The 11639-nt window shown below is 44.6% G+C and carries 7 protein-coding genes and 1 pseudogene; 5 read left to right on the top strand and 3 right to left on the bottom strand.

Translation table 11 applies throughout. The features are described from left to right. Positions 1–38: 38 nt before the first annotated feature. The 3 genes from B3V51_RS06940 to B3V51_RS06930 form a co-directional block, all read right to left on the bottom strand. The gene (locus B3V51_RS06940) at positions 39–575 is read right to left on the bottom strand and encodes a hypothetical protein (protein WP_212563878.1); all 537 of its coding nucleotides are present in this window, start codon (positions 573–575) and stop codon (positions 39–41) included. Positions 576–840: 265 nt separating this feature from the next. Continuing rightward, positions 841–3819, bottom strand: coding sequence for a DNA polymerase I (polA, locus tag B3V51_RS06935; RefSeq protein WP_414706372.1), 2979 nt, complete (start codon positions 3817–3819; stop codon positions 841–843). Positions 3820–4042: 223 nt separating this feature from the next. Further along, on the bottom strand, positions 4043–4456 hold the full coding sequence (locus B3V51_RS06930; protein ID WP_071002265.1) for an organic hydroperoxide resistance protein: 414 nt from the start codon (positions 4454–4456) through the stop codon (positions 4043–4045). 194 nt (positions 4457–4650) lie between these two features. Here B3V51_RS06930 and B3V51_RS06925 point away from each other — a divergent pair, with 194 nt between their 5' ends. The 5 genes and pseudogenes from B3V51_RS06925 to B3V51_RS06905 all read left to right on the top strand — a co-directional run bounded on the left by B3V51_RS06925 (position 4651) and on the right by B3V51_RS06905 (position 11600). Next, positions 4651–5553 carry a hypothetical protein gene (locus B3V51_RS06925; RefSeq protein ID WP_212563876.1) on the top strand — a complete coding sequence of 301 codons (903 nt, stop codon included), beginning with the start codon at positions 4651–4653 and terminating at the stop codon, positions 5551–5553. Positions 5554–5734: 181 nt separating this feature from the next. Beyond that, positions 5735–7330, top strand: coding sequence for a peptide chain release factor 3 (locus B3V51_RS06920; protein WP_071003680.1), 1596 nt, complete (start codon positions 5735–5737; stop codon positions 7328–7330). 362 nt (positions 7331–7692) lie between these two features. Then, positions 7693–8547 (top strand): DUF3298 and DUF4163 domain-containing protein, encoded by an 855-nt coding sequence (locus tag B3V51_RS06915; RefSeq protein WP_286708157.1) that lies wholly within the window; start codon positions 7693–7695, stop codon positions 8545–8547. Positions 8548–8663: 116 nt separating this feature from the next. Continuing rightward, the gene (locus B3V51_RS06910; RefSeq protein ID WP_286708156.1) at positions 8664–9857 is read left to right on the top strand and encodes an FHA domain-containing protein; all 1194 of its coding nucleotides are present in this window, start codon (positions 8664–8666) and stop codon (positions 9855–9857) included. A gap of 237 nt (positions 9858–10094) precedes the next feature. After that, positions 10095–11600 (top strand): annotated as a pseudogene (locus tag B3V51_RS06905) (anthranilate synthase component I family protein). Positions 11601–11639: the final 39 nt, after the last annotated feature.

The raw sequence follows: 11639 nt of genomic DNA, 5'->3' as shown, positions 1-11639 counted from the left end.
AATGTTCAACACGCCCTAATAGTATCGTTACTATGATTTTAATTATCAGCGTGTTTGAGCTCATAGTTTAATTTCTGCACAAGACATGATTCATAATCAGCCAGCTTAAATCGCCATAAATACGTCAAGGCAATACCATAGATGACAGTCTCAGCCAACTCTTCGACAACTTCACCAAATGTAGGCGGGAACATAATGGCGTTCTCGCCCATATATTGAATGATTGCCAGCGCGGTAACGATGAGGTAGAGCGAGACCGGCACATTCTTTAATACTGCCCATAGGTAGTGCCTCGAATAAGCTAATAGGCCAAGCGCGACGAGATAGATAACGGTCAGCACACTGTCTTCCCACCAATCATAAGAGTGATTTAAAAACGAGAAATCGCTCGGAACCAACAAATCTGGTAGATAGTTTAGCTCGCGACGAATGACGGTAAAAAATACAAGTGCGGCTGCCAACCAAAAGGCCTGAATGTGTTTGATATGACTTTTTATCATGTACTGTGTGCAACGCAGTAAACAGACAAATAGCAAGATCATACCAGGAATTTCAATAATGCCATCTGAACTCAAAATAACTGGCTCCTGCGTATCAAAAAAATGTGTCAAAAACAAAAAAGTGAGCCCGTAGGCTCACTCTAAACCAAAAAACATCTAACGAAATATGCATAATCTACTATGACGCTATTATAACCCAATATGGTAATAATAACGTCATAGAATATAACCAAGTAGTCATAAGTGGTTGTTTATATAGATGATACAGTGGGTTTCAAAACCCATCATAACCCATAATATCTTTAAGCTCGCTAGCGTTCTAAGTTGACCAAATCAATGATTAATGCGCCTCATCCCAGTTTTGACCGCTATCAGTCTCAACCAGTAACGGTACAGCAAAGTCGACATGCCAGCCTTTATCTACGGCCGTAGTCGTCAAGACATCTTGCATGGCATCGGTAATCAATTGGCTAACCGCGTCTACCTTATCGGCATCCACTTCAAACACCAGTTCATCATGGACTTGCAGCAGCATTTTGGCTTGATCTTTTGGCAATACCTTATCAACGGCAATCATGGCAAGCTTAATCAAATCAGCGGCAGATCCCTGTAGCGGCGCGTTGATTGCGGCACGCTCAGCGCCTTGCTTGACCATACGATTGCCATGATTGATATCAGGGGTATAGAGTTTACGGCCTAATATCGTCTCGACATAGCCTTGCTCGTACGCGCTAGCACGGGTGTTGATCATATAGTTTTTGACACCCGGATAGCGCTCAAAGTACATATCGATATAGTCTTGCGCTTCACCGCGGCTCATCTGTAATTGCTTGGCAAGTCCAAAGGCACTCATCCCGTATAGCAGACCAAAGTTAATGGCTTTGGCATTACGACGTTCAGTTGAGGTAACGTCCGTAACGTCCTTGCCAAGCACTTCAGCAGCAGTCGCAGCATGAATATCTAACCCTTCGTTAAAAGCGTGCGTCAAGTTCTTATCACCTGAGAAATGCGCCATGAGACGAAGTTCGATTTGTGAATAATCCGCGGCCAAGATCACGCGACCTTCTGGGGCGATAAAGGCTTGGCGAATCAGGCGGCCCGTCGCAGTACGAATGGGAATATTTTGTAAGTTAGGATCAGTTGATGACAGACGGCCAGTACTGGTCAGTGCTTGATGGTAACTGGTATGCACGCGGTCGGTCTCAGCATCTGCAACATTATCGAGTGCATCGGTATAGGTGCTTTTTAGCTTAGACAGCCCGCGATACTCTAAGGTGATATCGACTAATGGGTGATCGATTTTTGATAGAACCGCTTCACCAGTCGAGTATTGACCAGATTTGGTTTTTTTGCCACCCGGCACGCCAAGCTTGTCAAACAGCATCTCACCAAGCTGCTTCGGTGATCCTAAGTTAAACTCTTCGCCAGCCACTTCATAAGCACGTTTTTCTAGCGCGATGATTTCTTCATCAAAGCGTTTTGATAGCTCGTTTAAGAAAGAGCGTTTGATGAGAATGCCGTTTGCTTCCATTTGGCAAAGTATCTCTGCCGTTGGAATCTCTAGCTCGTGTAGCAATTTGGCATTATTGGCATCGTTAGCCAACTCAACGCTGAACACGTCAAATAACTGATAAGTAATATCAGCGTCTTCACAAGCATAGTCACTCGCAATATCGATAGCCACTTGGTCAAAGGTGACTTGCTTCGCGCCTTTGCCTGCGACTTCCTCAAAGCCAATCGTCTGCGTTTGCAGATAATGGCGTGCTAAATCGTCCATACCGTGTCGAGTCGCTGCCGCATTGATAACGTAGCTTGCCAGCATGGTATCCATCGCCCAGTTATTTGGCTGCTCATGTATCGCACCGACTAGGTCGATATCATAGTGAGCAAGGATATGCGCATCGTACTTTAGATGCTGTCCGATTTTACCGATATTTGGATTCTCTAACACAGGCTTTAAGCGCGCCAGTACGGTATCGCGGTCGAGTTGTCTCGCTGTTAGCTCATCACCTTCTAAGCGGTGGGTGAGCGGGATATAATAGGCCTCGTGAGCTTGTACAGCAAAAGACAGCCCGACGATTTGCGCGTCACGCCAATGAACGCTGGTAGTTTCGGTATCGATAACAAGGTGCTGAGCTGCTTCTAATAATTCGACCAAGCTATCAAACGCAGGCTCGTCGAGCACAGTATGCCACGCTTTATCTTGATGGTTACTGCCCGTCATATTATCAATATGGGTCGATTGCAGCGATTTGGCAACTTGCGCTTGTGACTCAGCGTCTGCTTGGCTATCAGCGACACTTTGCGCGCCATTCGCAGGATGGTTTGGATGATCAAGAGATGCCAGCTCATTTCTAAATTCAAGCTCGGTATATAGGGCGCGAAGCTCCTCTATATGCGCACAAGGATCGGTGTTGATTTTGAGATCATTCCAATCTTGGCCGATTTCCAAATTGGTGACGATGGTAGCAAGCTTTCTGTTAAAAGGAATATCATCGGCGTGTTCGATCAAACCTTTTGCGCCGCGGCCTTTGATAAAGCCAATGTGCTTGAGCATGTTGTCGATGTCACCATACTCAACCAACAAGTCTTTGGCGGTCTTTTTACCGATACCTGGCACGCCTTTGATCCCATCAGAGCTGTCGCCCATGAGCGTTAAGAAATCAATCATTTGGTTTGGGTTAATACCAAACTTATCGATTACCGCTGGTGTATCCGTGACTTTACCAGTAAAGCTGTCTTCTAAGATGACGCAATCATTAACCAACTGCATCATGTCTTTATCACCCGTTGAGATGACCACATGGTGACCTTGCTCGACGGCTCGATGGGCAAGTGTACCGATGATATCATCGGCCTCTGCACCCTCAATACGTAATAGCGGAATACCCAAGGCGCTGACCAAACGATGAATATAAGGAATTTGCTCTACCAGCTCTATGTCGATAGGCGGACGAGCGGCCTTATAGTCAGGCGACATATGATGGCGAAAAGTCGGTGACTTGGTATCGAAGCAGACGGCCATATGAGTAGGGTGATAACGACGCATGAGTTTGAGCAGCGCATTCAAGGTACCGCGTATCGCATTGGTGATTAGACCCTGCGAGTTTTGCATGGTCTTTGGGAGGGCATGATAGGTGCGAAACAGATAATACGAGCCGTCGACTAAGATAAAGGGCGGCTGATCTTTGTCTACATGACTGGTATCCATCAGTGCCACATTTGGCATATCGTCAAAATTCGGTAAGGCTTTAGGATCGAGTGCTTGATGGGAGTTGTGGTCGTTATCGGCGGTATTGTCAGCTATATTATCAGTCATAAAAGTCACTTATCAGCTATTAGATAAAAATATGCTCTTATTATAACGATAAAAACAGTGCGTGCCGAACTGCTTAACCGTTACGAGATGTTCTGGCGGTTTTATTTTTTCACCAAAATTTCAAACAAAAAAAGAACCCAGACCAGCTGAGTTCTTCTATAATTAACGTATTTTTAATTAACTACTTTCTTAATTAATTGTTGATAATGAGTCTCATAATACGTTACTTTACTTCTGAGGTGACTTCAACATCGATGTTGCCGCGTGTGGCTTTAGAATATGGGCACACTTGGTGCGCTTTCTCGACTAACTGTTGAAACTCGTCAGCTGACAATTCTGTATTTTCACCAATGACATGAATTTTAGCAGCCAGTTTATAGTCATGGCCTTCGCCTTGAAGCAAATCTACTTCAATTGAAGTGGTTGAATCAAACTTTGCTTTTTCCATTTGCTTAACAGCTGCAAGGGCGCCATCAAAGCAGGCACTGTATCCCATGGCAAATAGTTGTTCTGGGTTATTGCCCTCTTTTCCAGAGCCTGGTGGTACCATGTTTATAGTCAGGTCATTGTCACTTAAGCTTGCTGAACCTGCACGGCCGCCAGTAACAGTCGCTTTGGTTGAATATAAAGTTTTCATAACACATCCTTTGTTTTGGTTTTTAGATTTTCGTGGTAAAGCCAAATAACCAACCTAGGATAACAAATCATTAAAACAGCTCAGTAAGTCGGTAGTAAATCTTTACGACAAGTTTGTAAATATGACTTTCGGAGCTATCTACAGTAGCAATACCTGCTGGTGATAAAAAATCTAAATCATAAGGACATTGTTCGATGAATAGAGTGGTTGCGATATCTGGTGTTTTCTTCTGGACAATGCTTGCGCTCATAGGCTGTGAAGAAGATAACGGCACTTATGGCAATAATAGTAATCGTATTACGGTAACAAGCTTTGCTAATAGCTATGACAGTAAGGCCAACGATACTGCTATTGCACGCATCGATGAGACCTATCGCACAGGCGCACGCGAGATCAAAACCACCAATCTCATTAACAGTTATAGCAACCAGAGTCTCAATGATTTAGACAGAACCATATTGGCAGATAATTTCGAAGGTCGACTCGAAAACAAAGACATCGAAGTCAATGGTCGCACGGTCAAGCGTCCTATTTATGAAAAAAACAGTAATAACAAACTGGACTATCAAACCACCTATCAAACACTGAACTTGTCTGGATTGAGTGCCAATAGTTATAGCGCGGGCACGAGTATTGAAGAGCGCCGCGGTATTCTCACCGATTTGAGTAATTATGCCAATATTCCATCTAATATTGCTTTCCCTGAAGGCTCCGTTTGTTACATTCCAGTCGTGACAAGCGAGCGCTCATTTTTGGCTTTCAATGACAAAAATAAGACAGGCTATTCGTCATTGGAGAAATGGATCGAAGCTGCTAAACAACGCTTTAGTGACGACAGAGATCATAGAACCTCTCAGTTTGGTGTTGGTATAGCAAATAAGCAAAAAGCGGCGCAAGTGATGTTCTTTGAATACAAAAATCAACCTGCCTATGAATATAGTGGTGTTGAATATGGGAAGGATATTTATGAGGCAAATTATGTTGCCAAAGGTAGCACCGATCCAAATATAGATAGCCGCTTTGGCGTGGTAGATTGTACGCTTGTCAATGAGGTCGCAGGAGACTTCTTAGCGGAGCAAATCAAGCGCTATTATTAAAATCAAGCAAGCCCTACGCTGACGGTTAAAAATTTTGTTAACACGCTTTGTCTGACTGATAGAGCGTGTTTTTTGTGCGTGAACTCTGCACTATAACGCGAAATCGGCTACAATACGCTCATTATTGATTTTATTTATTTAGATTGACTTCTAAATGACACAACTGTTGAAGCTGAAAACTATGAGCGTAGATCCAAAAAAACTCAACAAAGAAGTGGCCAAGCGCCGCACCTTTGCCATTATCTCGCATCCCGATGCTGGTAAAACCACCATGACTGAAAAGCTGTTGTTATGGGGACAAGCGATTCAGGTCGTAGGCGAAGTCAAAGGCCGTAAGACCGATCGTCATGCCACCTCAGATTGGATGAGTATGGAGCAAGAGCGCGGTATCTCAATCACCACCTCTGTCATGCAGTTCCCGTACAAAGACCACATGGTCAACCTACTAGACACCCCAGGTCACGCCGACTTTAGTGAAGATACCTATCGTACGTTGACTGCCGTGGATAGCGCACTGATGATGGTCGATGGCGCAAAAGGTGTCGAAGAACGAACCATCAAGCTGATGGAAGTTTGTCGCATGCGCGATACGCCAATCATCTCTTTCGTCAACAAGCTCGATCGCCAGATTCGTGAGCCGCTTGAGCTACTGAGTGAAATCGAAGCGGTACTAAAGATTAAATGCGTGCCCGTCACGTGGCCGATTGGTATGGGACAGGATTTTGTTGGAGTGTATCACCTTGCAGAAGACAAAACCTACTTATACGAGAAAGGCAATGGCGGTAAGATGACCGTCTCTGAGACACGCGAAGGCTATGATTATCCTGATATACGCGAGCGTCTAGGTCAGCTGATGTTTGATGCTTTTGAGGAGTCACTCGAGCTGGTACAGATGGCGTTAGAAGAGTTCGATGTAGAGGCGTTTTTGGCAGGTGAGATGACGCCAGTTTTATTTGGCACGGCATTGGGTAACTTTGGTGTCAACATGGTACTCGATACCTTGGTCAAATACGCGCCGCCACCAAAAGCCCATCCAACGACTGAGCGTAAAGTATCAGCAACCGAGACCGATTTCACAGGTTTTGTTTTTAAGATCCAGGCAAATATGGATCCACGTCACCGTGACCGCATCGCCTTCTTGCGCGTGTGCTCTGGCAAGTACGAGAAGGGCATGAAAATGAAGCACGTGCGTCTGGGTAAAGACGTTCGTATTGCCGATGCCTTGACCTTTTTGGCAGGCGACCGTGAGGCGCTAGAAGAAGCCTATCCGGGCGATATCATTGGTTTACACAACCACGGAACGATCTCTATCGGCGATAGCTTCACTGAAGGCGAGGAGCTGAGCTTTACCGGTATTCCTCATTTTGCTCCTGAATTGTTCCGCCGCGTGGTACTAAAAGATCCGCTTAAATCAAAAGCCCTGCAAAAAGGACTACAGCAATTAAGTGAAGAGGGTGCCACGCAGGTATTTATGCCGCAAATCAATAATGATTTGGTCTTGGGCGCGGTTGGGGTGCTACAGTTTGAAGTGGTCGCGCATCGTCTCAAAGAAGAATACAAAGTGCAATGTACCTTTGAGCCAGTATCGATTGCCACTGTACGCTGGATTCACTGCGATGATGACGTGGCTTTGGCAAAGTTCAAGAAAAAAGCCCATGACCAGTTATCAATCGATGGTGGTGGTTATCTGACTTATCTTGCGCCATCACGGGTCAACTTACAATTGATGCAAGATCGTTATCCAGAGATCACCTTTAGCAGCACGCGTGAGCATTAAGATTATTTGTATCAAATATACCTGCATCGCTTATTGTTCAATGATTAAGACACGCTAGCCGTGTCTTTTTTATTGTCCGTTATTTATGCGGCAAATGAGTCAAGAGAGGTTTTGAGTGATTATAGTTAAGTCTAAATAAAAACGATACAGGATAATAAATTCATTTGATTAAACGCTATTTTTCTTGCTTGCTGTGACTACGTCTCCAGAGGCTGCGCAAAATAGCGTTTAATCTTATTGTATCGATTTTATAGTGAACCGACTATAGCAACACTTCAAAAACACAAACAGTGTTCCTACAATACAGCGTCATTGTTACGGTAGAATGTATTACAACATTTTATATTTATAAAAGAGGATGCATGAAAGCTATGGTTCAATCTCATCTTAATAGGTTCACGCTGACGCATATTTCTTTAGGCAGAGTAGGGCGTACACGGCGAATTGGTCTCTTAGCAAGCGGTTTACTGATGGGTGCCGCTAGTCTGTCCGCAAATGCAGGTAGCCTTATCAGCTCAGCAGAGTATCTCGATTATCAGTTACCAGAAAAAATTCAAAAGATGTGTACTGAGCGTGATAATTGCCCAGAAATTGAGATTAAATACCTTAAGACAAATCATGGTTGGATAGATAAGACAGTCAATGCACGTATTGATAATTTGGTGGTGAATAGCAAGCCAACTGAGTCAGCACCTATTAAGACGAAAAGCAGCCAGGAAGACGTAACTGCTGCGATTAATGACTTTGCGACATCGCAGTTTCAAGATATGCCTGAAGAGGTTTCGTGGGCTTATAGCTTGATGGTGACGCCTGATTACTTGGGTCACGTCAATAACTTTGAGCTGTTCGAAATCAACTCCTACGTCTTTACTGGTGGTGCACACGGCATGCCTTATAGCGAGTATCTAACGTTTGATCTGACCACCAAAAAACAAGTCACTCTTGATGACATGCTGATCAAAGGCAAAAAACCTCGTTTTGAAGCACTCGCGCATGATGCGTATAAAGCATGGGTAAAGACCGTCGCTGATGATGTCAGTAGCTATGAGAAAAGCTGGCCGTTTGTGTTGAGCGACAATGTGACCTTGACAGAGACAGGGATTAACATTCGTTATCAGCACTATTCTATCGGTCCATACGCCTACGGTATGCCGGTATTGAGCATTCCGTATAGCCAGCTTGATAAGGTCATCAAGCCTCACTTTATACCAAAATAGATCAAGCACATGACCACTAATTATGCTCTCTATCATAGAGTGGTCAGTGAATAAAAATTGACAGTAATTTGCTTAAAATCGTTTGAAAATTAATAGAAAAAATAAGGAGTAACAAGATGACGGATAATACAGATAGTGTGAGCACGGCAGCACAAGCCAGCACATGGCAATTAAATGCATTAACAGAGGCGCTGGGCGATCTGACACTGACAGTCGAGGATAGCTTGTCTGTTGGTCGCGGCGGTGACAATGATGTGGTACTCGGCAGCAAGCAAGTATCTCGCAATCATGCCATTCTAAGCATACTTGATGGTCAGTTATACGTAAAAGACTTAGACTCTTCTAACGGTACCTTTATCAATGATCAACGTATCGCGGGCAACGAATCAAACCTTCTACAGGCTGAGGATACGCTTGGTTTTGCAAGCTTTAGTTTTCAGGTGCAAGCGCCTGTCGCTGCTACAGCAGATGGGACACTAGAGCCAGTCATAACGGACGATACAGTAAGTAGTGTCAGTGATGAGACTGCCCCAGCAGAAACTACTGAGAATTTGCATGATGAATATATCATCGAAGAGCATATCGTCAGCGAACCAATCGTAAAGCAAACGAATATTGAAGAGATTTTACCCGCTGCAGAGGATGCACAGAGTCCATCTGTCGATACTACTTCAGACACCGCAGTAGATTCAGCAAGTGCGCCTGTAGTTGACAGAGCGGAAGTGGCTGAACCAGCGCCTCAAGAGCCAGTAGTTAAAGAGACAGGTATTGAGGATGTCTTGTCGGCTGCACAAAGTGCTACGCCTGCATCGATTGAAACAGCACCAGAAGAGTCAGAGCCTGTATCTGAAACGCCTGTATCTGAGACGTCTGTATCTGAGACGCCTGAGTCAACTGTAACGGAGTCAGAAGCTGTGACGACTGCAGAGCCGTTGACCCCAACAGTATCTACTTATGATGAACCAACAGTATCGCAGCCAACAGTAAGTGAAGAACCTGTAGTAAATGAAAAACCAGTAGTAAGTGAAGAGCACGACAAAACGACAAAGACTGAATTACAAGAAGAAGCCGATCCTGAGGTTTTAAAAGCCAAGCAAGCAGCGACCTCGCAATTTTCGGGTACGGCAAATTTAGGGCAGGCTCATGATCTTGGCACCCAAGGCAACAACGCGATGGATCAAGAAATCAGTAATCCAGCTCATACAGGACAAGTAGAGAAAAAATCTAGTGGTGGTTGGTTTATATGGGTATTTGCTGCCATTTTGATTATTGGCTTGGCATTATGGCTATTTAACATGGGCGTTATGTAGTGACATCGATCCGTAGGTTGAATACAAGCGTTTATCCATAGCTATCCTGATTGATAAGCAGTCCGTTACCTCAGTTAGTTTATGAAGGTTGAGGCCTTAACTTAACTGCTGTATGAATCGTCATTCAGACAAACTGCTTTTTATAGCGCTAACATTCAAATACGGTGTTGGCGCTATATTTTATGGTTCAGTCCACTGTTTTATTTTTTGCCATTCTGCTGCTAAGAGAGCGTTACTATGATGACTTTCCAAGAATATCAAGCGTTTAAAGATCGGGGTTTTAGTCATGCACCCTTAGTCAAAAAACGTTTGATGGATGCACAGACGCCAGTGTCTGTGTTTTCCAAAGTACGTGATTTAAACGGCTCTGCATATTTGTTTGAGTCTGTGGTAGGCGGTGAGCGCTGGGCAAGATACTCGATGATCGGCTTGGGTAGTGATCTTATTTTACAGTACGCTGATGGCAATATGACTACCAAGCGGAACGATCATATCGATACAGCAGCAGTAGAGAATCCTTTTGATTATATCCGTCAGCTGATGGCGCAGTATCAGATGCCGACTGCTGAAGATGTGCCCACCATGCCAAGTTTTAGCGGCGGCCTAGTCGGTTACTTTGGTTACTTTGGTTACGACATGGTACGTATCATTGAGCCTAGTGTGGGCCTATCTGACGCACCCAATCCGATGTCGATGCCAGATATGTGACTGATGCTTTCCATGAGTGTCATTGTTTTTGATAATTTAGAAAATACCTTATCGATCATCGTCTATGCTGACTGTCAAACCAAGGAGGGCTACAGCTTAGCTATCCGTGAGTTGGAAAAAATCGAAGAGAAGTTGGCAGAACCGTCCAATTTGTCCGCGCCAGTGATGCCCACACCAAAATTTATCTCGCAAACCGGTATGGAAAAGTACTGCAGCGACGTTAAGAAAATAAAAGACTATATCGCAGCAGGCGACGTCATGCAGGTGGTTCCAGCACAGCGGTTGACGGCAAATTACACAGGCGACTCTCTAGCCGTCTATCGTGCATTACGCTATCTAAATCCATCGCCGTATCTGTTTTTGGTGCATGGCTATACGCTTGATGATCACAAACGCTTTGATATCATTGGCGCCTCTCCTGAAATCCTGTCCCGTATCGAAAACGGTAAAGTCACCGTACGGCCACTAGCAGGGACGCGCAAGCGTGGTCAGAATGAAGCGGAGGATCTGGCACTTGAACAAGAGCTGCTCACTGATGAAAAAGAGACTGCCGAACACTTAATGCTTATTGATTTGGGTCGCAATGATATCGGCCGTGTTTGTGAATATGGCAGTGTCAAAGTTACAGACAAGATGTTTATTGAGCGCTACTCACAAGTCATGCACATCGCGTCCAATGTGGAGGGTATGATAAGGTCTGATAAAGACACGCTAGATGTATTTTGTGCCACGTTTCCAGCGGGTACACTATCAGGCGCGCCCAAGATTCGCGCGATGCAAATCATTGATGAGATAGAGCCAGTACGTCGGACAGTATTTGGTGGTTCAGTGGGCTATCTAGGTTGGAATGGCAATATGGATACCGCCATTGCTATTCGTACAGCAGTGATGCGCCGCGGTGAAATCCATATCCAAGCAGGCGCAGGTGTTGTTGCTGATTCTGTGCCAGAAGCGGAGTGGGATGAAACCAATAAAAAAGCATTGGCATTGATCAAAGCGGTAAAAATGGCCTGTAATGGACTACGCATTCGCTAGTTATATAGCCAGCTGTGCAGCGCATATAATCACAATAGA

Origin of the sequence: Psychrobacter sp. UBA2514 (assembly GCF_002341255.1) — a bacterium.
GTDB classification, from domain to species: Bacteria; Pseudomonadota; Gammaproteobacteria; order Pseudomonadales; family Moraxellaceae; genus Psychrobacter; species Psychrobacter pacificensis.
Note: the sequence above shows the minus strand (reverse complement) of the source record. Positions and strands in the feature narration are given on the sequence as shown.

What these genes read in the sequence shown, in the direction of transcription:
- polA (WP_414706372.1), bottom strand. Translation starts at nt 3,819, where the DNA reads ATGACTGATAATATAGCTGACAATACCGCCGATAACGACCACAACTCC.
- B3V51_RS06930 (WP_071002265.1), bottom strand. Translation starts at nt 4,456, where the DNA reads ATGAAAACTTTATATTCAACCAAAGCGACTGTTACTGGCGGCCGTGCA.
- B3V51_RS06925 (WP_212563876.1), top strand. Translation starts at nt 4,651, where the DNA reads ATGAATAGAGTGGTTGCGATATCTGGTGTTTTCTTCTGGACAATGCTT.
- B3V51_RS06920 (WP_071003680.1), top strand. Translation starts at nt 5,735, where the DNA reads ATGAGCGTAGATCCAAAAAAACTCAACAAAGAAGTGGCCAAGCGCCGC.
- B3V51_RS06915 (WP_286708157.1), top strand. Translation starts at nt 7,693, where the DNA reads ATGAAAGCTATGGTTCAATCTCATCTTAATAGGTTCACGCTGACGCAT.
- B3V51_RS06910 (WP_286708156.1), top strand. Translation starts at nt 8,664, where the DNA reads ATGACGGATAATACAGATAGTGTGAGCACGGCAGCACAAGCCAGCACA.